Below are 21,509 nucleotides of genomic sequence, written 5' to 3' on the forward strand. Positions count from 1 at the left end.
GGGGTCACTAGCGTCGATGTCATGAGCCAAACCATCAGGACGGGTCCGACCCGACAGAAATGTGCGATCACCGTCCTGGGCGGTCCGACGGCCGTGATCGACATCGGTGGCCTGCGTATCGTCAGTGATCCAACTTTCGACGAGGCCGGCCCGCACGGCTGTCTCACCAAGACGGCCGGACCCGCCGTCGACGAGGCCGGGGTGGGGCAGGTCGACCTATTTCTGGTCAGCCACGATGCTCATCCGGACAACCTCGACGAGCGCGGTCGCGCATTCGCGAAGGCTTCTCCCCTCGTGCTCGCCGGTCCGCTGGCTGCGGGACGACTGGGTTCATCGGCGGTCGGCCTGTCTCCGTGGGCCGGACACTCCCTGCCACGCGCGGACGGTGGCGGCGACCTGACCGTACTCGAGGTCCCCGCCGTCCATGGGCCCGAGGACGGCGAGCGCGACTCCGAGGCAACATCAACTGTGAGGTCATGGGGTTAGTGCTGTCCGGGCAGGGCCTTCCCGCCGTATACGTCAGTGGCGACAACGCCTCGATCCGCACGGTCGCGGAGATCTCCCGCCGCGTGCCGGACATCGACGCGGCCGTCCTGCACACGGGCGCGGCCCGCGTGCAGGCGAAGTTCGGCGGCCGTCCGCTGTCCCTGGACAGTCGGAGCGCCGCCGCCGCGGCGGCCGTTCTCGGCGCGGACGCCGTGGTGCTTGCTCACTACGACGGCTGGGCCCACTTCTCCGAAGGGCTGCGGGAGATCGAGCCGGCCTTCCACGAAACCGGCCTGTCCTCTCTGCTGCGGGTCGCGGCCCATGGAACGTGGACACATCTGGCCCGTGGTGCCGTCCCCACCGGCAAACAAGACAGCAACGAACCCAGCAAGGAGTAACACCATGCCTTTCGTACGGATCGATCTCATCCGCGGACGCCGTCCTGACGAGCTGCGGGCCATCGCCGACGCGACACACCGGGCGCTCGTGGACGTGCTGGACATCCCCGAGCGGGACAGGTTCCAGATCATCACCGAGCACGACGCCGATCACGTCATCGCCCTCGACGCCGGACTGGGCTTCGAACGGACCGATCGGCTGGTGATGATCCAGGTCTTCACGCAGTCAGGGCGCACCACGGAGGTCAAGCAGCGCGTCTTTCGTACCGTCGCGGACCGGCTGGAACCTCTCGGCATCAGCGGCGAGGACGTTTTCATCGGTATTGTGGAGAACGGTCCGCAGGACTGGTCGTTCGGCTTCGGACGCGCCCAGTACACCGAGGGCATCCTGGCTGTCCCCAGCCGGTGACGACGTTCGCCCGTAACCGGTCGTGGATATGCTCCCGGCCACACCCGGACCCATGGAGGTTGACGTGGAACTGTCCGATCTGCGGGTCTTCCTGGCCGTCGCGCGCACGCAGGGCATCACCAAGGCCGCTCAGGAACTGCACACCGTGCAGTCGAATGTCAGCGCCCGGATCCACGCGCTGGAAAAGGAACTCGGCGCCCCGCTGTTTCGACGCCACGCCCGGGGCGTAGCACTCACGAACGCGGGCGAGCAGCTGCTGCCGTATGCCGAGCGCATCAGCAGGCTCGTCGACGACGCGCGGCACGTCATCGGCGACGAGACCGATCCCTGCGGACCTCTTCGGATCGGGTCCATGGAGACCACGGCGGGCCTGAGGCTTCCCGGGGTGCTGGCGGCCTTCGCGGAGGACTGTCCGCGCGTCGACTTCTCGCTGCTCACCGGGCCGACCGAACAGCTGGTCCGGGACGTTTTGGAGTACCGGCTCGACGGCGCGCTGGTCGGGGGCCCGGTGCGGCAGCCCGACCTGGTGGAGACGCCGGTGTTCCAGGAACGCCTCGTCCTTGTTTCGGCACGCCGGGTCACCGACCTGAACGCCGTCATGCGCGACCCCAGAATCCTCGTCTTCCGCGTCGGCTGCTCCTACCGCAGGCGTCTGGAGAGCATCCTTCAGGCACGGGGTGCAGCCGGTGTCCGCTGCATGGAATTCGGCACGCTGGATGGCATTGTCGGCTGCGTCGGGGCCGGCATGGGCATCACCCTGCTGCCCGCCGCCGTGGTCGAGCGGCATGCCTCTCGCGAGCAACTACGAGTGCACGAGCTGCCGGCGGAGGAGGCACGTGCGGAGACCGTGTTCGTCCAGCGCATCGACGCACCCCCCTCGCCCGCCCTGACGCGGTTCCTCACGCACGCACGGGCCGGGGAAAAGGCACTGCCCGTCCTGCGTATGGTCGGGGACTCCTCTGCGGCAACCGGCTAGCTGGACCGATGATGTCGTCCCGCTGCTTCAGGACGCCCTTGCGCTCGCGTTCGGCGCCTTCCTCCCGGGTGATGTCGCCGCTGCGCACGGCTCGTCGGATCTCCGCAAGGTCCGCGTCAGAGATGCGCAGATGGCCGGCGATGGGCACGAGCCCCCTACCTGGTTGACTGCGGTCAGATCGGCGTAAGGGTATTCCAGTACTTCTGGAACTCTTGCGTGCCCCGGGGGCGGGTAGGGGTCCTGTCCCACGATGAGGACGCGGACGTCGTCGAAGGGCTGCTGGAACGCCCGCAGGACATGGGCCCCGGCGGGGAGATAGGTGCGCCCCGCGGCGATCTCGCCGCGCAGGAAGTCGCCCATCTCGGCGATCCTCCCGGCCACGGGTCCGAGGGCCTTCGCCCAGCCGGATTCGACGATCTCGTGCAACGGTCGTGGTGCCACGGCGTCACCCTGCTGCCGTGACGGTCATGACGATCAACCGGTGGCCGACGGCTGATCGATGACGACCGTTCCGCACCCGAACACGATTGGCCGCGGCCCGACTTGATGACGACGTGGACAACCGGACCCCCTCTTCCTTCTCCTGCCTTGCCTTCTTCTCGGGCCCGCCTCAGCCGACGACCGCCGCGCGCACGCACAGCACGTCCGGCAGGTGCGACATCAACTGGTGCCAGGTGTCGCCGTCGTCGGCCGAGGCGTACACCTCGCCGTTGCGGTTGCCGAAGTAGACGCCCGCCGGGTCCGCGTCGTCCGTGCACATCGCGTCGCGCAGGACCGTGCCGTAGTGGTTCCCGGCCGGCAGCCCCGCCGACAGCGGCTCCCAGCTCTTGCCGGCGTCCGTGGTGCGGTAGACCCGGCAACGGCGGTCGGCCGGGACGCGGTCGGCGTCGGCGGTGATCGGGAACACGTAGGCCGTGTCCCCGCGGTGCGGATGGGCGACGGCCGCGAACCCGAACGTGGAGGGCAGGCCCGCGCCGATGTCCTCCCAGTGCCCGCCCCCGTCGTCGCTGCGGTACACCCCCCAGTGGTTCTGCAGATACAGCCGGTCGGGGTTCACCGCGTCCCGGGCGACCTTGTGCACGCACTGGCCGAACTCCGGGTTCGGGTCCGGCAGGAACACCGCGGAGACACCGGAGTTGGAGGGCGACCAGCTCGCGCCGCCGTCCTCGGTGCGGAACACCCCGGCGGTGGAGACGGCCACGGTCAACGCACGCGCGTCGCGCCGGTCGGTCAGGATCGTGTGCAGCCCCTCGCCACCGCCGCCCGGCACCCACCTGTCGCGCGTCGGGTGCTCCCACAGCGGCCGCACCAGGTCGAAGCTCACCCCGCGGTCCTCGGAACGGTAGAGCGCGGCCGGTTCCGTGCCCGCGTACACCACGTCCGGTTCCGCGGCCGACGGGTGCAGCTGCCACACGCGCTCCAGCGAGGCCCCGGTGTCCTGGGGGAACTTGACGGCCGGCCGGGTCGGTTCGGTCCAGGTGCGGCCGAGGTCGTCGGAGTGGAAGACGGAGGGGCCCCAGTGGGCGCTGTCGCCGCCGACGAGGAGCCGGGGGGTGTCCGTACGGGTGTCGACGGCGATCGCGTAGACCGCCTGGGCGTTGAAGTACGGCGCCTCGTCGAACCGCCAGGTGCCACCGCGCCGCCGGCCGATGAACAGCCCTTTGCGCGTACCCACGGTCAGCAGTACCTCGGCCATGGCGGCCACCTCCTGGACATCGTCGTCTCAGCCATGGGTCAGTCTGCACCCCGGCACTGACAGTCACCCCTCGGGACGGCTTCGCCGCAGGTCGGCGGGCGTGGAGGGGCGCGCCGGGCGGTTCGGCGGCCGTCCGGCGGGGGCGGGGTGACCCAGGTCGCATGAGCAGAGGGCGGGCCGCCGCCGTATGGGAGAGCGGTCCGGCAGTCCTGTGCGTGCGAGGGAGGGTGCCTCCGATGGTGGCATTCCGTGGTCCGAAGGTGTGGCTGTGGCGATGGCGGCGCAACCCGCTCAGAAGACGTGCCGACCGCCTGGAGTCCTGGGTCGTGCTGATCACCTGGGCCCTGACGCTGTTCGGCGGGGTGGCCGTGGGCCTCGCGGCCGCCGGCTCCGTGGAGTCCGGTCTCGCCCGGCAGCGCGCCGAGTGGCGTCCGGTCGAGGCGGTGCTCACCGAGGACGCGCCGGAGCCGTCCGCCCCCGAAGGCGCCGGCACGGGCACGGCGAAGGTCTGGGCGAAGGTCCGCTGGACGGCCCCGGACGGCTCCGCCCGCACGGGACAGGCCCGGGTCGACCCCGCCGTCCTGATGGGTGCCCGGGTCACCGTCTGGACGGACACCGAGGGCCTGCTGGTCACCAAGCCCGCCAGCGAGGCCCAGGCCCGGCTGCGGGCCGCGCTCGTCGGCGGTCTCGCGGGTGTCTTCGCGGCCGCGGTGCCCCTGGTGGGCGGCCGGCTCGTGCGGGGCCGGATGGAACGGCGGCGGATGGACCTGTGGGACGAGGAGTGGGCCCGGATCGGTCCGCTCTGGGAGCGCAAGATCTGGTGAGCGCGGTCGGGGCGGGCGCACGAGAGCGCGACCGCCCCGCGCACGGCCGACGGCCGGACGATGCCCGTGGGGGAGGCTTCGTCCGGCCGCCGGAGGACTCACCGGTGGGTGAGGAGCGGGCTCACCTGTAGGTGATGTCCGAGGAGGAGTACAGGCAGTTGGTGCTGTCGGGGCCCGTACCGACGGCGGTGTTGTTGTTGTACTTCTGGCACGGGACGACCTTGCGGCCGCTGTCGTTGAGGATCGTGATCCTCCGCAGGGTCGCCACGTCGCCCCGGTTGACGTTGATGCCGACGAGCCGTGCGGTGGAGCCCGTCCCCGTCACCTCGATGTTGTTGAGGTTCACCTTGCGGGTGTACTGCGTGGAGCAGTCGCCGCACGAGCGGTACAGCGTCTTGAACTCGCTGACCGCGAAGTTGGAGATGTTCAGGGTGCCGGGCCCGTTGTGCTGGAAGACCTTGTCCGCGGCCTTCCGGGCGCCGCCGCCGGTCACCGTGTAGGTGGAGCCGCCGCGGAAGGTCGCCGCGTCCTCGCCGACGTCCTCCCACCAGACGTTCTGCAGGGTGCAGTTGCCCTCGCAGTGGATGCCGTCGGCGCCGGGCGCGCCGATGATGACGTTCTTCAGCGTCGCGCCTGCCGCGAGCTTGAAGATCGGGTCCTGGCCCTCCTGCTGGCCGTCGCCGGCCAGTTCGCCGCTGCCGTAGTAGCGGACCATTCCGCCGTCCCGGGTGCCGGACACCGAGATGGTGGAGGACACCGGCTGGCTGCCGTTGGCGGACGGCCAGGTGGCGGCGCTCGCCGGAGTGGCCCCATTAGTCATGATCATGCCAAATGAAAGGCTGAACGCGGCGAGCGTGCCGGTCAGCGCGCGTGTGCGGACACGCGGACGTGCTGCAGAAGTCATGTCCCGGTTCCTTCTGTGGTCCGAGCGGATGGGGGTGGCGGTTCTCAGAGCTTCCCGGCGCCCGCGCCCGACGTCACCGAGGAGACGACGGAGGAGGCGGGCTCGGCGGTGTAGCCGTAGGGCGGGGCGGTGAAGGTGCCCACCCGGGAGATCTCGGTGGCGGCTCCACCGAGGTCGTTGCCGCGCAGGTTCGCGAAGCCGTCCACGTCGCTGCTGCGGTTCGTGGTGACGGCGACTCCCGTGTTGCGGAAGACGTTGTTCTCCACGAGCATCTGGGCGCCCATGCGCGAGTGGCAGGCGGTCTCGGCGCCGTCCACGTAGTTGTTGTAGAAGTGCCCCGTGCCGAAGCGCAGGCTGGGGATGCGCGAGTACACGTTGCCGAAGTGGTTGTGGTGGTACGTCACCCTCAGGCGGCCGGTGTCCTCGGAGGCGTTGTTGTCGCTGTGGCCGACCAGGGAGCCCTTGAAGTGCTCCTTGAAGGTGTTCCAGGACACCGTCACCCGGTCCGAGCCGTGGTTGATGTCCAGCAGGCCGTCGTAGTGGTCCTTGTCGTGCGTGCGGTCCGCGGAGAAGGAGTTGTGGTCGATCCACACCTTCGTGGACTCCTGGACCGTGATCCCGTCGGCGGGGGCGACCGGCTTGCTGATGTTCAGGTTGCGGACGACGACGTTGGTCCGCTCCTTGATCCGCAGGCCGCCGCCGGTGAACCCGGACGACGGACCCACTCCGAGGACCGTCGTGTTCGAGCCGATGTCCACCTGGCCGCTCAGCGTGATCAGGCCGCTCACCCGGACGACCTTGGCGTTGTCGCCGGCGACGGCGGTCCGGAACGCGGCGAGCGTCGAGACGGTGACGGGTCCGGCGCTGCCGCCGCCGGTGGTCCCGGCGCCGAAGCCGACCGGGGAGGTCTCCGCCGCCGTCGCCGCGTGCGGCAGGACGAGGACGGCGGCGGTCGCCAGGGCGGCGGTCGCGGCCACCAGGGCGGCGGATCTTTGCGGCCGTGCATGTGGGGGGACGGTACGCATGCGGGTGCGTCCCTTCAGGGAGATGCTGATGGGCCATGTAGAAGAACTGAGTTCACTCTTCTGATCGATGAGCGTGAGCGGAACGGCTGCGGCCAGGGCCTCGATCGTGCAGGTGGTGCGATTTCCCGGGGAGGTGCTGGTCCCGGCATGCCTGAACCCTGGGGCGGGGCGGCGGCCGCCGGTTCACACTGCTGAACGGAACGTAGAGGGCAAGCGCTTTCTAGTCAACGCTTTGCGCAAAAGACGTCGGGTCCGCCCTGGTGGCGCGGTGGCTGGTGTCCCGCGGGCCCGGCCCGGCCTGTGGCCGGGGGTGCCGCGAGCGAATTCTTTCGACGTGTGGGAGCGCTTCCATGGTCGCCATGCCCATGCCACGATGCTGCTCCCGCCGCCGACCTGAACCGAGTTCCCCACTCCTGTCGCCCCCGCTGACCCCGTCACAGGAAGGCACGACGACGTGACCCCCACCCCCCACCACCGGGCACGCGGAACGCTCCGCCCGGCGTTACGCACGCTGCTGGCGGCCCTGGTGCCGCTCCTCGCGGCCATGCTTCTCACCGCGCCCGCGGCCACCGCGTCGGACACCCGGGCCGAGGCCGCTCCCCGGGCGGCACTCACCGAGATCACCGGCTTCGGCACCAACCCCAGCAATCTGCAGATGTACCTGTACGTGCCCCAGAACGTCACCGCGAAGCCGGCGATCGTGGTGGCCGTGCACTACTGCACCGGCTCGGGACCGGCGATGTACAACGGCACCGAGTACGCCTCGCTGGCCGACCGCTACGGGTTCATCGTCGTGTACCCGTCCGTCACCCGCAGCAGCAAGTGCTTCGACGTCGCCTCCCCGCAGGCGCTGACCCGCGGCGGCGGAAGCGACCCCGTGGGCATCAAGTCGATGGTCGACTGGACCGTCCGCACCTACGGCGCGGACACCGGCAGGATCTTCGCCACCGGCATCTCCTCGGGCGCGATGATGACCAACGTCCTCCTCGGCGACTACCCCGACGTCTTCGCCGCCGGGGCCGCCTTCGCGGGCGTGCCCTTCGCCTGCTTCGCCACCACCAACGGCTCCGAGTGGAACAGCGACTGCGCGAACGGCACCGTCATCCGCACCCCGCAGGCCTGGGGCAACCTCGTCCGCGGCGCCTACCCCGGCTACACCGGACCCCGGCCGCGCATGCAGCTGTGGCACGGCACCACCGACGACGTGCTCCGCTACCCGAACTTCGGCGAGGAGATCAAGCAGTGGACCAATGTGCACGGTGTCGGCCAGACACCGGCGGCCACCGACTCGCCCCAGTCCGGCTGGACCCGCACCCGCTACGGCGGCACCGGTGACCGTGCCCCCGTCGAGGCCATCAGCCTCCAGGGCACCGGCCACAACGTCTACGCCTGGGGCATGGGCGAGCGTGTCCTGACCTTCTTCGGTCTGACCGGCTCCGGCCCCGCCCCCGAGCCTCCGGCCGGACCCTGCAAGGTGACCGTCACCACCCAGCCCTGGAGCACCGGTCTGACGGCGTCCGTGACCCTCACCAACACCGGTACGACGGCCGTCGACGGCTGGAAACTCGGGTTCACCCTGCCCGCCGGACAGACCGTCACCGGCGGCTGGGGCGCCACGTACAGCCCGGCGAGCGGCGCCGTGACCGCGACCAACGCCGCGTACAACGCCGCGATCGCCCCCGGGGCGAGCGTCAGCATCGGCTACCAGGCCAACCACACCGGCAACAGTGCCGCGCCCTCGGCGTTCACGCTCAACGGGACGGCGTGCACGCGTGGTTGACGTGCCCTGACTCGCTGACCTCCGGCCCCGGCCCGCTCCGACCGGCCGGTTGCGGGTGCGCGCCGGCGCGGCGCGCACCCGCGCGACGGTCCGTTCTGCCCGACCTCCGAGAAAGGCACCACTCTTGCGACCGCTCAGCACCCCACGTCCCGTCAGGCCGTCGCGCCGGTCGACGCTCGCGACCGTGCTCACCACCTGCGTCCTGACACTGGCCCTGGTGATGGCGTCGTCCGCCGTGGCCGCCCTGGTCGAGGGCCCGCGGCGGACGAACGGGACCGGAACGGGCGCCGCGGCGTCCTCCGCCCGGCACTGGGTGAACACCTGGTCCGCCATGCCGCAGCTGACCGAACCGGCCAACATGCCCCCGGCGCCGTTCACCGGGGAACGGGCCGTCCTGGTCGACACCACCCTGCGGCAGACCGTACGCGTCACCACCGGCGGTGACCGCGTCCGCCTCCGCTTCTCCAACGCCTTCGGCGGCAGCGCGCTGCCGCTGACCGCCGTGACGGTCGCCCTCCCGCGGGACGGGCGGGCCGGTGTCGCGGCGATCGAACCGGGCACCTCGCGGACCGTGACGTTCAGCGGCCGGAGGTCCACGACCGTACCGGTCGGCGCCCAGGTGGTCTCGGACCCCCTGGACTTCCCCCTGGCGCCGGCCACCGTCCTGACCGTGACCGCGTATCTGGCCGAGGGCCAGGCGTCGCTCGCGCTCACCTCCCACCCCGGTTCCCGCACGACCTCCTACCTCCGGCACGGCGACGGCACCGAGGACACGGACCTCCCCGGCGCGACCCCGACCAACCACTGGTACCTGCTCAGTGACATCGAGGTGCTGTCCCGGCGTGCCACGACCTCGGTCGCGGTCCTCGGCGATTCGCTCACCGACGGCCGGGGCTCCACCACCAACGGCAACAACCGCTGGCCCGACCAGCTCTTCGACCGCCTCCAGCAGCGGCCCGGCACCCGGCACCTGGCCGTGGTGAACCTGGCCGCCGGCGGCAACCGCGTCCTCAACGACGGCCTCGGCCCCAACGCCCTCGCCCGCCTGGACCGCGACATCCTGGCGCACAGCGCCGTCGAGCAGCTGATCGTCTTCGAGGGCGTCAACGACCTCGGCACCGCGGAGGCCACCCCCGCCGCCCAGCAGCGCGTCACCGCCGACCTCGTCGCCGCCTACGAGCAGATCGTCGTCCGCGCCCACGCCCAGGGCATCCGTGTCTACGGCGCGACCCTCCTGCCCTTCGGCGGCAACACCCCGTACGACGACGCCGCCGGACACCGCGAGGCGGCGCGGCAGGCCGTCAACACCTGGATCCGCACGAGCGGCCGCTTCGACGCGGTCCTCGACTTCGACCGCGCGGTCCGCGACCCGGAGAACCCCGCCCGCCTCCAGCCGGGCCTCCACGACGGCGACTGGCTGCACCTCAACCCGGAGGGCTACCGGATCCTCGCCGGGGCGGTCCCGGCCCGTCTGCTCCAGCGGGGGTGAACGGCACGATCCGGCCGCCTGAGGGCACTTTCGCCCCGACTCACCGACGGCACCGCGCGGATCCCTCTTCCTCGTAGGCCCCGTGGCCCCGTCCGTCTCGTTCCCCAGCGACGGGGCCGTCCACAGGGCCCGCGAGGGGGCGCGGCGGGCTGGGGCCGGGCAGAGGCTCCGCCGCACGGGGCCGCCGGTCCCGTACGGCGTGAGCGTCGTGCGCGCGAGCGGGGTGACCGGAAGGTCCACCGCGGCGCGGCCGCGAGACCGGCCGCCACCGGATCGACCTCGCCGAGAGAACGGCCGCCGGTGCGACCCGGCCGGTCTCGTCACCGGGCTTCTCGACGCCGCCGTGGACGCCGCCGCCCGGCGGTCCGGCCGTCTCGGCGCCGACCGCACGGGCCCCGTGGGAGGGCTGCCCGGCCGTGGCCGGCACGAGCGGCATGCGTCGGGGCGTGTCGCCGCGCTCTCAGCCCGCGCCGGTGCGCGCCGCCGTCATGAGCGCGTCCCAGTCGGGGAGCTTGACCACGCCTCTGCCCAGCGAGGCCCCGAGGGCCGCCTCGGCCCGCTCTATCGCCTGCCAGCCCCGCCACTCGACCGGCTCGCACCCCTCGGCCCGCAGGGCCGCCACCGGGTCGTCGGGCACGTGCCGGACCGCCAGTTCCGGCGCGTCCTCCAGCAGCGAGGCCGCCGTCTCCTTGGCACAGGGGCGGTTGGTGCCGATCACCCCGGTCGGGCCGCGTTTGATCCAGCCGGCCACGTACTCGCCGGGCGAGGGCGCGCCGTCGCGGAGCACGCGCCCGGCCCCGTGCGGGACCGTGCCGTGCACCGGGTCGAACGGGAGGCCGTCCAGGGGGACGCCCCGGTAGCCGACCGCGCGCAGGACGAGCTGGGCCTCGATCTCCTCGTAGCGGCCGGTGCCGGTCACCCCGCCGTGCGCGTCGGGTGCGGTGCGCTCCAGGCGCACGCCGCAGACCCGGTCGCCGTCGGCGAGGAGTTCGACGGGGCGCAGGAAGAAACGCAGCCGGATGCGGCGACGGCCGGACGGCGCGGGCGCCGTGGCCCAGCCGCGCAGCACCTCGACGTTGCGGCGCCGTGCGGCGGGGAGGGACGACGGGTCGACGTAGTCCGGGTCCAGCTCCAGCTCGGCCGGGTTGACGCCGACCCGGGTGTCGGGGAGGGAGCCCAGCTCGCGCAGCTCCTTGGTGGTGAAGCGGGCCTGCGAGGGACCCCTGCGGCCCACCATGTGGACCTGGGTGACCTCGCTCGCGGCGAGGGAGGCGAGCGCGGCCTGGGGCATGTCGGTCGGGCTCAGCTCGCGCGCGCCGCGCGCGAGCATGCGGGTGACGTCCACCGCGACGTTCCCGACGCCGACGACCACCGCCGTGCGCGCCCCGAGGACGGGTCCGCCGAAGGCGCGGTCCGTCGCGTCCGGGTGGGCGCTGTACCAGGAGACGAAGTCGGTCGCCGACCAGCTGCCGCGCAGTTCCTCGCCCGGGATGCCGAGCCGGCGGTCGGCGGCGGCGCCCACGCAGTACACGATCGCGTGGTACAGCTCCCGCAGCCGGGCGGCAGGGACCCCGTCCGCGCCCACCCGGACACCGCCCAGGAAGCGCACCCGCTCGTGCTCCAGCACGGCACGCAGGGTGTTCTGCAGCGACTTGATCTTCTCGTGGTCGGGCGCGACCCCGTAGCGCACCAGCCCGTACGGGCAGGGCAGCCGGTCCAGGACGTCGACCAGCACCCCCGGGTCCTGCTGGACGAGGCTCTGGGCGGTGTAGCACCCGCTCGGCCCCGACCCCACGACGGCGACTCGCAGCACGGCGGAACTCCCTACGCGAGGAGATCGCTGATGCCTCCAGGATGACACCGCCGGACCCGCCGGGGGAGGGGCGCGGAGGCTGGACCGGGTGCTGCGCCGTCGGGGTGCCGTGCGCCCCCGGTATGCGTGCCTATTCGCAGTGAATGTGATCATGCGCTTACGTTGCGTATGTGCTGGAAGCCTCCTTTCTGAACCTTTCCGATCGCCACTGGCGGGACGGTGTGGTGAGCGTGCGCCCCGCCTGGGAGGTGCAGGAGCACGACGGCGCCACGGCCTGGTTCACCGCGCGGCTGGCCTTCCCCGACGGTGCCGCGGTCGAGGTGCTCGCCGTGGTCTGCGAGGGCCGGCTGTCCCTGGAGGACGTGCGCGCCCAGCCGCCGCTGTCCCTGGAGGACCTGACGGAGCTGGCCGACTGGATCGAGGGCCCGCTGTTCGAGGCGTGCGGCACCCCGCCCGTGTACCTCGACGAGGAGCGGCCGGAGGCCCCGTACGGACCGGGGCGCCGGGCCAGGCCGGCGTGGCCGCGCGGGGTGGAGGGGCGGCGGCTGGTGGCCGAGGAGTACCTCGCGGCGCAGCGGTCCGGCCACGACCCGGTCGTCGCCGTGATGTGCGCGACCGGGCACAGCCGCCGCAAGTCGCTTCGGCTCATCGCCGGGGCGCGCGACGAGGGCCTGCTCGGCCCCCGGCACGCCCGGCGCTGAGCCCCCTGCCTGCCCGGCAAGGGGTATCTGTCAGGTCGTCAGGTCGCGCATCCGGCTGATCTCCGTGGCCTGCTGGGCGATCACGTCGTCGGCCATCTCCTCGACCAGGATGTTGTTGCCCTGCGCCTTCACGTCCGTGGCCATGGTGATCGCGCCCTCGTGGTGAGTGATCATCAGCTTCAGGAACAGCCGGTCGAACTTCGCCCCGTCCAGCGAGCCCAGTTCCTTCATCTGCCGCTCGGTCGCCATGCCGGGCATCGCCTCGTGGTCGTGCGACGTGCCGTGCTCGTCGGCGTCGTGGACCTTCAGCCAGCCCTCCATGGCCTCGATCTCGGGCTTCTGGGCGGCCGAGATGCGTTCGGCGATCCGCTTCACCTGGGTCGACTTCGCGTGGTCGGGGGCGAGTTCGGTCATCTCCAGCGCCTGGGTGTGGTGCACGATCATCATGCGGGCGTAGTCGTAGTCCGCGGAGTTCGGAGCGTCGTCCTCCGCGCGCTGTTTTTCAACTTCTGCTGGCGAAAGGGTTTGAGCCGCCTCACCCGGTTTTCCGGGGGCGATCACCGCCGGTCCCCCCGACTTGGCGGAACCGCCGTCGGGGTCCGCCCCGGACCCCGAGTCGCAGCCCGCGAGCGCCAGGAGGACGGCCGTGAGTGAGGCCGTGACCAGCGGCGCGCGGGTGGTGCGGCGAACGAGCACAGTGACCTCCTGGGGACACGGCAACGGGCGGACACCTTGTGGGTGTTGACGAACTTTCCTAACACGCATTCACTGATCGGTGATCAAATTTGTTCGTTACAAGTGCATTGCCGTCTGTTGATCTGTGCATGATGAAGACGATACTTCGGAGGAGCCTGAACCGTTCGACCGCGAACGGCCACACGGGAGGACACAGTGACCCTGTTGAAGAACCTTCGGACGCGGCGCAGACGTCTGGGGGTCGCCGCGACCGCGGCCGGTCTCCTGGCCGCCTTGCTCACCGCCGGACCGGCGGCCGCGACTCCTGACCCCGGGGACGCGCCCGCCGTACGGGAGAAGGTCTCCAAGAGCGACGCCGCCGAGGCGCGGGCGGCGATAGCCGCCGGCGAGATACCCGGCCAGGACGAGATCGTCCACTCCGCCAACATGCAGCACCTGACGAACATCCCCAAGGAGGCGCTGCCGGGCACCAACTCGGACCTCGCCTTCCAGGGCAAGTACGCCTTCGCCGGAAACTACGACGGCTTCCGGATCTTCGACATCAGCGACCCGAAGGCGCCGAAGACCGTCGCCCAGGTGCTCTGCCCGGGCTCGCAGAACGACATCTCGGTCTCCGGCGACCTGCTGTTCCTGTCCACCGACTCCTCGCGCAGCGACAACTCCTGCAACAGCACCACGCAGCCCGCGACCGAGAAGTCGTCGTGGGAGGGCATGAAGATCTTCGACATCAGCGACAAGGCGCACCCCAAGTACGTCGCCGCCGTCGAGACCGCCTGCGGCTCCCACACCCACACGCTGGTGCCGGACGGCAAGAACGTCTACGTCTACGTCTCCTCGTACTCGCCGAGCGCCTCGTTCCCCGACTGCAAGCCGCCGCACGACGGCATCTCGGTCATCAAGGTGTCCCGCAAGCACCCGGAGCGGGCGAAGGTCGTGGGCTTCCCGGTCCTGTTCCCCGGTGAGGGACCGGACGGCGGCGGCAACCCCGGTTCGCCGACGAACCCCGGTGTCTCCAAGACCACGGGCTGCCACGACATCACGGTGCTGCCGTCGAAGGACCTGGCGGCCGGCGCGTGCATGGGTGACGGCATCCTGTTCTCCATCAAGAACCCGAAGAAGCCGAAGGTCATCGACCGCGTCCAGGACAACGTCAACTTCGCGTTCTGGCACTCGGCCACCTTCAACCAGGACGCCGACAAGGTCGTCTTCACCGACGAGCTGGGCGGCGGCGGCGCGGCCACCTGCAACGCGGCGATCGGGCCGAACCGCGGTGCCGACGGCATCTACGAGATCACCGGCAAGGGCGACAAGCGCAAGCTGGTCTTCAAGAGCTACTACAAGATCCCCCGCCACCAGGCGGACACCGAGAACTGCGTCGCCCACAACGGCTCGCTGATCCCGGTCGAGGGCAAGGACATCATGGTCCAGGCCTGGTACCAGGGCGGCGTCTCCGTCTGGGACTTCACCGACTCCACCAAGCCCGAGGAGATCGCCTACTTCGAGCGCGGTCCGATCTCCACCAGCACCCTGGTGGGCGGCGGCTCCTGGTCGGCGTACTACTACAACGGTTACATCTACTCGAACGACCTGGTGAAGGGCTTCGACGTCCTGAAGCTCGACGACCCGCGGACGAACCCCGCCCAGCAGGTCACCATGTCCGAGCTCAACGTGCAGACGCAGCCGGACTACTTCGACCTCGACTAGGGGCGTCGAGCGGTCTGCGCGTCACCCGTCCCGCCGGGCCCCCAGGGGTCCGGCGGGACTCGCGCGTACGGCGGGGTCCCGGCCGGCCGGGGCGCGGTGCGGTCCGCGACTCCCGGGTCGGCCCGGCGCCGGCGCACTATACTCGGCGCCTCCGGGGGAGGCCCGGCGTGCCGCCGTCCGGCCGTCGTGCGTCCCGGGCCGCACGGGGGACGGTCCGGGACGGACGTCCGGCGGCGCTGACCGGCCGACAGATGAACGCGGATGCGCCCCCCGGCAGCCGGTCCGAACGGCGTCTCAGCCGACCAGATCCAGCACCGGCCGCAGCCCGTCCGGCCGTTCGGCGGCGGGCAGATGGTCCACGAAGTGCACCGCGCACCCCAGAGCCGCCGCTCCGCCGTCGGCCCGCCGGTCGTCGCCGACCATCAGCGTCCTGCGCGCGTCGACGCCCAGCGCCTCGCAGGCGAGGGCGAACAGCCGCGCGTCCGGCTTCTGGATGCCGTGTTCGTACGACAGCACGTACGCGCCGACGTACGCGTCGAGGCCGTGCGCCCGGAAGACGGGCCGCAGATCCCAGCCGATGTTGCTCACCACCCCGACGGCCACCCCGCGTTCGCGCAGGGCCGCGAGCACCTCGACGGCGTCCGGGTAGGGGCTCCACGCCGACGGCGTCATATGGCGGTCGTACAGCGCGTCGTGGAGCGCGGGGTCGGGCAGCCCCACCTGTCGGGAGAGAGCCGTGTAGGCGGCCCGGTGCGAGTCGGCGCTGCGGTCCCGCATCGCCCACAGCTCACCCGACGCGCCCGTCGGCAGCTCCGCCGGAACCGCCCCGCCGGGCAGCGCACCGGCCCGCTCCAGGGCCTCGGCCACCCGCAGCGACTCCGGCTCGGGCAGGACCAGACCGGCGTCCCTGAGGACCGCACGGAGCCAGGACTCGGTGGACTCCACCCGGAAGAGAGTTCCGGAGAAGTCGAACAACACCCCTTCGACCGTCATGCCGTCGATCTTTCGTGCCCGCCGCCGGCCGGTCAAGTACGCCCCGGGGAACGCCACTTCTCATAGGCCAGCACCGCCAGCGCGATCGTCAGTCCGCCCAGCAGCCAGCCGCCCAGCACGTCCGACGCCCAGTGCACGCCCAGCCAGATCCGGGTCAGGCCGACCCCGAGGACGGAGACGACGGCCACCGCCAGGGCGGTCCGCACGACGGCGCGCCCGGCGCCGTACCGGTGCAGGAGCCACACCAGCAGCCCGAGGACGACCGTGGCCGTCATGGCGTGGCCCGACGGGTACGCCGCGTAGTGCGCGGAGTCCACCGGGTCGGGCCACGCCGGCCGCTCCCGCCCGACGGCCGCCTTCAGCCCCTGCTGCACCGCCGTCCCCGCCGCGCAGGTGACGCCCAGCCAGACGGCGAGCCACCAGTCCCGGTGGCGCCACACCAGCCAGACGGCGGCGGCCAGGGCCAGCAGACGCATCGTCACCGGATCCCAGACCCAGTCCGTGAGGATGCGGAAGGCGTGGGTGAGTGCCGGGTCGGCGACGGCCCAGCGATGAGTGGTGTCCGCGATGCTCCGGTCCAGCGACATCAGCGGCGACCAGGAGAGCGCTACCAGGACCAGCAGCAGGACGGAAGGGACCGCGAGGGCCACGGCGGCGCGGACGGTGCGGGTGGCCGGCGGCCGGTGGGGCGGCGCGTCGACGGTGGGGGTGTGCATACAGCGATCCTGACCGACTCGTGGGGCCTCAGGCCAATGCCGGGCCGTGAGATCACCGTCACGCGGCGCATCCGGAGCGCAGCCGCCGCGCCGTACGTTGTCCTTGGGTTTCTCTTTGTGCCCTCTTTGCCATGTCACGACCTACCGAGTGCCCGCAGAGCGGGAACGAAAGCCACCAGGACCGGCACGGCCGGCACCAGGGTGGCGTACGCGGTCAGCCGCAGCCGACGTGCCGGGCTGAGGCGCCGCGGGGGAGCGAGCAGCCGGTCGACCCGCTGCGGCACATGGTCCTCGGGGGTCGGGCACGGCCCGAACACGCCCCGGTCCTCGTTGAGACCGACGAGCGCGAGGGCGATGGTGAGACGGCCGTGGCGGCGGGAGGCGGTGTCGTCGGCGGCGAGTTCGACCAGCCGGTGCATCTCGCCCTGGAACGCCGCGAACACCGGCACCCGCGGGAAGCCGCCCGCGAGCGCCGCCGAACAGTGCAGCAGCCAGTGGTGCCGTGCCCGCGCGTGTCCCTGCTCATGGGCCACCACCGCGTCCACCTGGCGTTCCTCCAGCCGGCGCAACGCGGCCGTGGTGATGACCAGTCGGGGCTCGGGGCCCGGCAGCCACCAGGCGTCCGGGCGGTCGCCCTCCACCACCACGAGCCGGTCGCCGTCCGGCTCCTCACCGGGCAACAACGGTGCGCGAAGCCGCAGTTCGGCATGGCGCCGCCGCCGCTGCCGCCGGGCCCGGACGATCTCGCGGGTCAGCATCGCCCCGGTCCACAGCCCTCCGCAGGCGAGCGCCACGGCCGTGGCCACGGCCCAGGAACCCCCGCCGCCCAGCGCGTACGCCTCCACGACCCCGTCCGGAGCGGGCGCGAACACCGGCCCGCGCACCGCGGCCCAGGCGGCCGCCGCGCTCAGGGCCATCGACAGCACGCAGCACAGCAGCACGGCCGCCACCACGCACTGCCACACCCACAGGGCGACCACCGGTTCACGGTCCGGCCAGTCGGCGCGGGCCAACAGCCGCGGGGCGACGACGGCGGTCAGGGCGCCGAGCAGCAACAACGCCGCGGGGACCATCATGAGGCGCAGCCTATGAGCGGGCCGGTGTGCCGCGACACGGGCGGCGCCGCCGAAGTGACGCAGCCCACGGCCGGATACGCCCCACGACCGGACGAACCGCTGTCCGCCGCGGCCGGCGGCGCGGGTCGGCGACCCCGCTCAGACGGTCAGCAGCATCGCGAACATCCCCATGCCCATGGACAGTCGGCAGGCCCGGGCCAGCTCCGGCCGGTCGCCCCACCCCGTCGCCGCCGCCGTGGCAGCCGCGCCCCGCGCGCCCGCGGTCACCGGCACCGGCACGAGCCGCAGTCCCGCCCACAGGACATAGCCGGCGAAGTACGCCAGCAGCACCCCGGTCACCAGGGGCAGGCCCGCGCCGCCGTGGCCGCCGCCCGGTCCGGCGGCCATCGAGACGGCCATGTGGACCATGGCCAGCGCGCCCACCAGATGGTGCAGATGGTGCGCACTCCTGCGGGCCGACCACAGGGCACGCACCGCCGCCGTGCCGAAGACGACCGCACAGGCCAGCCAGGCCCAGCGCGGCGGTGCGACGACCACGGCGGGCACGGCCATCGCGGCCATCCCGAACCCCATCAACGCCTCGCCCCCCGCGGCCCGGCGCTGCTCCTCGACGGCACTGCGCATCCGCAGCAGGCAGTACCCACCGGTCATCGCGCACAGCGCGACCAGGAGCCAGCCGGACGACACCGGTCCGTGCACCACGCATCCCCCCGTTCGTCGACATCGGTCAGCGCTGAGAGCGAGGTCGGGCAGTCGGTCAGGGCATGCCCGGACGTGATGGCGCGCATACGAGCGCAAGGGTGTACGCGGGGGAGCGCGTGGGGGTGCGGCACCCGGGGTCACGGCCTCCGGGGCGCCGCGCCAGGGGGGAGCGCCGCGCCAGGGGGGAGCGCCGAGCCGGGCCCGCCGCGCGCCCGCCGCCCTCGGTCAGCCCTCGGCGCCGGCCGGGTACACCCCGAAGGCGGCGCCCTGAGGGTCCCGCAGGACCGCGATACGGGGTCCCTCCGGCACGGTCGTGGGCTCCATGAGCAGGGTGCCGCCCGCCTCGACGGCGGCGCGGGCCGTGTCGTCGACGTCCGCCACGGCGAAGTACGGCAGCCAGTGCGAGGGCACCTCGGGCGGGAACGTGTCGCCCATCGTGACCATGCCGCCGAAGTCGGCGCCGTCGAGGCCCCACTGCGTGTAGTGCTCGCCCGTGCTCACGCTCCAGCCGAACACCGCCGTGTAGAAGGCCCTGGCCCGCTCGGGCGCACGGGTCAGCAGCTCGACCCAGCCGAGCGTGCCGGGCGCGTTGAACAGCCCGGCGCCGGGGAAGGAGCGCGCCTGCCACAGCTGGAAGGCCGCGCCGCCCGGGTCGTACACCACCGCGAACCGCCCGATGTCGAAGACGTCCATGGGCTCCAGCACCACGGTCCCGCCCGCCGCCCGTACGGCGCCGACCGACTCGTCCGCGTCCCGTACGGCGAACGACACGTTCCACGCCACCGGCTGTGACTCCTGGTAGAGCGGGGCGAGGGCGGCCACCGCCGCGTCACCGAGGTGCGCGACGCTGTAACCGCCCGCCTCCTGGCGCGGATCGGTGCGTGGACGCCAGCCGAACAGCTCGGAGTAGAAGCGTTTCGCCGCGTCCAGGTCGCTGGTCCCCAGCTCGGTCCAGCAAGGTCCTCCGACGACGGGCTCGTCGAGCTTCATCGCGTGCCTCCCGCGAGCGGTCCGGGCCCCTGCCAGCACGCTATGCCCCGGCCCCGGCCCCGGCCACCGGGGCACGACGGCCCGGTTCCGGCCCCGGGCGACCGGTGTGCGGAGCGTCAGATGCCCGGCCGGTACCGCAGCGGATGGTCCGCCGGGATCTCCACCAGCACGATCTCGGTGCCGTCCGGGTCGGCGATCCACATCTCGATCAGGCCCCACGGCTCCTTCACGGGCGGTCGCCGCACCTGCACCCCGGCCGCCAGCAGCTCCTCGTGCGCCGCGGTCACGTCCGCCACCTGCAGCCACAGCTTGAGCGCGGGCGACGGCGGGGTCTCGGAGCGGCCCGCGACCTCCAGGAAGCCGCCGCCGAGGAAGTACACGACGCCCCGGTGGTCGCCCGTGCCGAACTCGCGGTACACGGGCAGTCCGAGCTGTTCTCCGTAGAAGGCACGGGACCGCTCGGGGTCGGTGGGGCGCAGGAGGACGCGGCTGCTGAGTACGTGGATCATGCGATCGAGGGTAGGTGCCGGGCGGTCCGCACGGGTACGGGCGGGGGCGGCTTCTCGCGGCGCTTCCCCGCGCCCCGGGCCGGGACGCGGCTGCGGATACCCTCGTGCGTGTTCCCGTCCGCAGACATCCGCCTGGAGCAGCTCATGGACACCGCCGCCACCGGTCTGACCTTCCGTGACGCCACCGACGGCGACGTGGACGCCCTCGTCGCGCTGATCGAGTCGGCGTACCGGGGGGACTCCAGCCGGGCCGGGTGGACCACGGAGGCGGACATCCTCGACGGGCAGCGGACCGACGCCGAGGGCGTGCTGCAGGTCATCAAGACCCCCGAGAGCAGGCTGCTCACCGTGGAGCGGGACGGCACGGTCGTCGCCTGCTGCCAGATCGAACACCGCGGCTCCCACGCCTACTTCGGGATGTTCGCGGTGAGTCCGGCCCTCCAGGGCGGTGGCCTCGGCAAGGTGATCATCGCCGAGGCCGAGCGCCTCGCCCGCGAGACCTGGGGCGCCCGGGAGATGCACATGACCGTGATCTCCGTACGGGACGACCTCATCGCCTGGTACGAGCGGCGCGGCTACCGCCGTACGGGACGGATGACCCCGTTCCCGTACGGCGACGAGCGGTTCGGTGTGCCGCTGCGCACGGATCTGCGGTTCGAGCTGCTGGTCAAGCCGCTCGGGTGAGCGTCAGGCCGTGAAACGGCCCGTGCGCTTGATGTCCGGGTAGTCGGTCGTCGCCCCGTCCAGCTGGAGCGCGCGGACCAGCCGCAGGTGGTCCTGGGTGTTCACCACCCAGCCGATGATCCGCAGGTTCGCCTTGCGGGCCTTCTCGACGACCTCCAGGGTCAGCCGCCGGATGTTCAGCACCAGCGTGGCGGCGCCCACCGCCACCGCCCGGTCCACCACGTCGGGGCCGTAGCGGCTGGCGACCAGGGCGGTGCGCACGCCGGGCACGAGGCGGGCGATCTCGGCGACCGCCTCGTCGTGGAAGGACAGCACCTCGACCCGCCCCACCAGGTCGCGGCGGTGCATGACCTCGGCGAGGGAGCGGGCCGCCGCCGTGTCCTTGATCTCGGCCTGCAGCGGTGCCCGTACCGCGTCCAGGACCTCCTCGAAGGTGGGAATCCGCTCGCCGCGGCCCGCGTCCAGGGCGCGCAGTTCGGCGAGGGTCTTGTCGGCGATCGGGCCCGTGCCGTCCGTCGTCCGGTCCACGTCCGCGTCGTGCATGACGACGAGCGCGCCGTCCTTGCTCAGATGCAGATCGAGTTCGATGACGTCGAGGCCCGCGCGATCGGCGGCCACGAAGGAACGGAGGGTGTTCTCGGGTTCGACACCCATGACTCCGCGGTGACCGATGGTGAGGAAGTTCAAGGTTGACTCGCTTCCGTCGACGGCGGCTCGGCCCGCGTGACCGGGGGAGGGGCGGCACGCGGCTGGGGCGCAGCGTAGTCCTCCCGCCGTGCGATGCATCCGCATGTGCACGAGCCCGTTCGGGGCGTGTCACCCCGTGTCACGTCCGGGAACAGGACCGTTTCCGCAGCTGCCGCGCACCGAGCGGGTCATCCCTGAGTGGGCGAGTCCGGCGCGCGTTGACCCTGGGTGCCTCCGTTCGGAGAGCGTGA

General features: G+C 72.2%; 20 protein-coding genes and 2 pseudogenes. 9 read left to right on the top strand and 13 right to left on the bottom strand.

Features of this window, described 5'->3' with window-relative positions:
- The first annotated feature begins 21 nt into the window (after positions 1–21).
- From PYR72_RS42125 to PYR72_RS42135, 3 genes and pseudogenes are all read left to right on the top strand, one after another.
- Positions 22–884: pseudogene (locus PYR72_RS42125) on the top strand (MBL fold metallo-hydrolase).
- 4 nt (positions 885–888) lie between these two features.
- Positions 889–1,293 (top strand): tautomerase family protein, encoded by a 405-nt coding sequence (locus PYR72_RS42130; protein ID WP_275460178.1) that lies wholly within the window; start codon positions 889–891, stop codon positions 1,291–1,293.
- A 64-nt stretch (positions 1,294–1,357) separates the two neighbouring features.
- A complete protein-coding gene (locus PYR72_RS42135) occupies positions 1,358–2,269 on the top strand; it encodes a LysR family transcriptional regulator (RefSeq protein ID WP_275460179.1) in 912 nt (303 codons plus the stop codon).
- 213 nt (positions 2,270–2,482) lie between these two features.
- On the opposite strand, the pseudogene PYR72_RS42140 reads toward PYR72_RS42135, so the two are convergent.
- A pseudogene (locus PYR72_RS42140) lies at positions 2,483–2,710 on the bottom strand (uracil-DNA glycosylase); the annotation flags it as partial.
- 169 nt (positions 2,711–2,879) lie between these two features.
- The gene (locus PYR72_RS42145) at positions 2,880–3,965 is read right to left on the bottom strand and encodes a sialidase family protein (RefSeq protein ID WP_275460180.1); all 1,086 of its coding nucleotides are present in this window, start codon (positions 3,963–3,965) and stop codon (positions 2,880–2,882) included.
- Positions 3,966–4,201: 236 nt separating this feature from the next.
- On the opposite strand from PYR72_RS42145, the gene PYR72_RS42150 reads away from it, so the two are divergent.
- Entirely contained in the window at positions 4,202–4,789 is a 588-nt protein-coding gene (locus PYR72_RS42150) for a hypothetical protein (RefSeq protein ID WP_275460181.1), read from the top strand.
- Between the two features lie 121 nt (positions 4,790–4,910).
- Here PYR72_RS42150 and PYR72_RS42155 read toward each other — a convergent pair whose 3' ends face one another.
- Positions 4,911–5,693 (bottom strand): pectate lyase, encoded by a 783-nt coding sequence (locus PYR72_RS42155; protein WP_275460182.1) that lies wholly within the window; start codon positions 5,691–5,693, stop codon positions 4,911–4,913.
- A gap of 44 nt (positions 5,694–5,737) precedes the next feature.
- Entirely contained in the window at positions 5,738–6,718 is a 981-nt protein-coding gene (locus PYR72_RS42160) for a polysaccharide lyase family 1 protein (protein WP_275460183.1), read from the bottom strand.
- Between the two features lie 454 nt (positions 6,719–7,172).
- On the opposite strand from PYR72_RS42160, the gene PYR72_RS42165 reads away from it, so the two are divergent.
- Together PYR72_RS42165 and PYR72_RS42170 are read left to right on the top strand one after the other, a co-directional pair.
- Entirely contained in the window at positions 7,173–8,498 is a 1,326-nt protein-coding gene (locus tag PYR72_RS42165) for a PHB depolymerase family esterase (RefSeq protein WP_275460184.1), read from the top strand.
- A gap of 184 nt (positions 8,499–8,682) precedes the next feature.
- Positions 8,683–9,987 carry an SGNH/GDSL hydrolase family protein gene (locus tag PYR72_RS42170; RefSeq protein ID WP_275460185.1) on the top strand — a complete coding sequence of 435 codons (1,305 nt, stop codon included), beginning with the start codon at positions 8,683–8,685 and terminating at the stop codon, positions 9,985–9,987.
- A gap of 460 nt (positions 9,988–10,447) precedes the next feature.
- Here the strand turns inward: PYR72_RS42170 and PYR72_RS42175 are convergent, their stop codons facing one another.
- On the bottom strand, positions 10,448–11,800 hold the full coding sequence (locus PYR72_RS42175; protein WP_275460186.1) for an FAD-dependent oxidoreductase: 1,353 nt from the start codon (positions 11,798–11,800) through the stop codon (positions 10,448–10,450).
- 224 nt (positions 11,801–12,024) lie between these two features.
- On the opposite strand from PYR72_RS42175, the gene PYR72_RS42180 reads away from it, so the two are divergent.
- Positions 12,025–12,501 carry a DUF6214 family protein gene (locus PYR72_RS42180; RefSeq protein ID WP_275460187.1) on the top strand — a complete coding sequence of 159 codons (477 nt, stop codon included), beginning with the start codon at positions 12,025–12,027 and terminating at the stop codon, positions 12,499–12,501.
- A gap of 30 nt (positions 12,502–12,531) precedes the next feature.
- Here the strand turns inward: PYR72_RS42180 and PYR72_RS42185 are convergent, their stop codons facing one another.
- Positions 12,532–13,197, bottom strand: a complete 666-nt coding sequence (locus tag PYR72_RS42185; RefSeq protein ID WP_275460188.1) for a DUF305 domain-containing protein — start codon at positions 13,195–13,197, stop codon at positions 12,532–12,534.
- A gap of 195 nt (positions 13,198–13,392) precedes the next feature.
- On the opposite strand from PYR72_RS42185, the gene PYR72_RS42190 reads away from it, so the two are divergent.
- Positions 13,393–14,901: a hypothetical protein gene (locus PYR72_RS42190; protein ID WP_037726535.1), complete on the top strand. Its 1,509-nt coding sequence runs from the start codon at positions 13,393–13,395 to the stop codon at positions 14,899–14,901.
- A gap of 294 nt (positions 14,902–15,195) precedes the next feature.
- Here the strand turns inward: PYR72_RS42190 and PYR72_RS42195 are convergent, their stop codons facing one another.
- The 6 genes from PYR72_RS42195 to PYR72_RS42220 all read right to left on the bottom strand — a co-directional run bounded on the left by PYR72_RS42195 (position 15,196) and on the right by PYR72_RS42220 (position 19,887).
- Entirely contained in the window at positions 15,196–15,894 is a 699-nt protein-coding gene (locus tag PYR72_RS42195; RefSeq protein WP_275460189.1) for an HAD-IA family hydrolase, read from the bottom strand.
- 32 nt (positions 15,895–15,926) lie between these two features.
- Positions 15,927–16,610, bottom strand: a complete 684-nt coding sequence (locus PYR72_RS42200; protein WP_275460190.1) for a phosphatase PAP2 family protein — start codon at positions 16,608–16,610, stop codon at positions 15,927–15,929.
- Positions 16,611–16,744: 134 nt separating this feature from the next.
- Positions 16,745–17,686 (bottom strand): M56 family metallopeptidase, encoded by a 942-nt coding sequence (locus PYR72_RS42205; protein WP_275460191.1) that lies wholly within the window; start codon positions 17,684–17,686, stop codon positions 16,745–16,747.
- 138 nt (positions 17,687–17,824) lie between these two features.
- The gene (locus PYR72_RS42210) at positions 17,825–18,385 is read right to left on the bottom strand and encodes a DUF5134 domain-containing protein (protein WP_275460664.1); all 561 of its coding nucleotides are present in this window, start codon (positions 18,383–18,385) and stop codon (positions 17,825–17,827) included.
- A 228-nt stretch (positions 18,386–18,613) separates the two neighbouring features.
- The gene (locus tag PYR72_RS42215; RefSeq protein ID WP_275460192.1) at positions 18,614–19,378 is read right to left on the bottom strand and encodes a VOC family protein; all 765 of its coding nucleotides are present in this window, start codon (positions 19,376–19,378) and stop codon (positions 18,614–18,616) included.
- A 116-nt stretch (positions 19,379–19,494) separates the two neighbouring features.
- Entirely contained in the window at positions 19,495–19,887 is a 393-nt protein-coding gene (locus tag PYR72_RS42220; RefSeq protein WP_275460193.1) for a VOC family protein, read from the bottom strand.
- 144 nt (positions 19,888–20,031) lie between these two features.
- Here PYR72_RS42220 and PYR72_RS42225 point away from each other — a divergent pair, with 144 nt between their 5' ends.
- The gene (locus PYR72_RS42225) at positions 20,032–20,571 is read left to right on the top strand and encodes a GNAT family N-acetyltransferase (RefSeq protein ID WP_275460665.1); all 540 of its coding nucleotides are present in this window, start codon (positions 20,032–20,034) and stop codon (positions 20,569–20,571) included.
- 3 nt (positions 20,572–20,574) lie between these two features.
- Here PYR72_RS42225 and PYR72_RS42230 read toward each other — a convergent pair whose 3' ends face one another.
- Positions 20,575–21,258 carry a glycerophosphodiester phosphodiesterase family protein gene (locus tag PYR72_RS42230; RefSeq protein WP_275460194.1) on the bottom strand — a complete coding sequence of 228 codons (684 nt, stop codon included), beginning with the start codon at positions 21,256–21,258 and terminating at the stop codon, positions 20,575–20,577.
- Between the last annotated feature and the right edge of the window lie 251 nt (positions 21,259–21,509).

It is taken from the genome of Streptomyces sp. VNUA24, assembly GCF_029167005.1.
GTDB lineage: Bacteria > Actinomycetota > Actinomycetes > Streptomycetales > Streptomycetaceae > Streptomyces > Streptomyces scabiei.

Coding starts and splice junctions, on each gene's coding strand:
- PYR72_RS42130 (WP_275460178.1), top strand. CDS start 889: ATGCCTTTCGTACGGATCGATCTCATCCGCGGACGCCGTCCTGACGAG.
- PYR72_RS42155 (WP_275460182.1), bottom strand. CDS start 5,693: ATGACTTCTGCAGCACGTCCGCGTGTCCGCACACGCGCGCTGACCGGC.
- PYR72_RS42205 (WP_275460191.1), bottom strand. CDS start 17,686: ATGATGGTCCCCGCGGCGTTGTTGCTGCTCGGCGCCCTGACCGCCGTC.
- PYR72_RS42220 (WP_275460193.1), bottom strand. CDS start 19,887: ATGATCCACGTACTCAGCAGCCGCGTCCTCCTGCGCCCCACCGACCCC.
- PYR72_RS42160 (WP_275460183.1), bottom strand. CDS start 6,718: ATGCGTACCGTCCCCCCACATGCACGGCCGCAAAGATCCGCCGCCCTG.
- PYR72_RS42145 (WP_275460180.1), bottom strand. CDS start 3,965: ATGGCCGAGGTACTGCTGACCGTGGGTACGCGCAAAGGGCTGTTCATC.
- PYR72_RS42195 (WP_275460189.1), bottom strand. CDS start 15,894: ATGACGGTCGAAGGGGTGTTGTTCGACTTCTCCGGAACTCTCTTCCGG.
- PYR72_RS42215 (WP_275460192.1), bottom strand. CDS start 19,378: ATGAAGCTCGACGAGCCCGTCGTCGGAGGACCTTGCTGGACCGAGCTG.
- PYR72_RS42200 (WP_275460190.1), bottom strand. CDS start 16,610: ATGCACACCCCCACCGTCGACGCGCCGCCCCACCGGCCGCCGGCCACC.
- PYR72_RS42225 (WP_275460665.1), top strand. CDS start 20,032: ATGGACACCGCCGCCACCGGTCTGACCTTCCGTGACGCCACCGACGGC.
- PYR72_RS42150 (WP_275460181.1), top strand. CDS start 4,202: ATGGTGGCATTCCGTGGTCCGAAGGTGTGGCTGTGGCGATGGCGGCGC.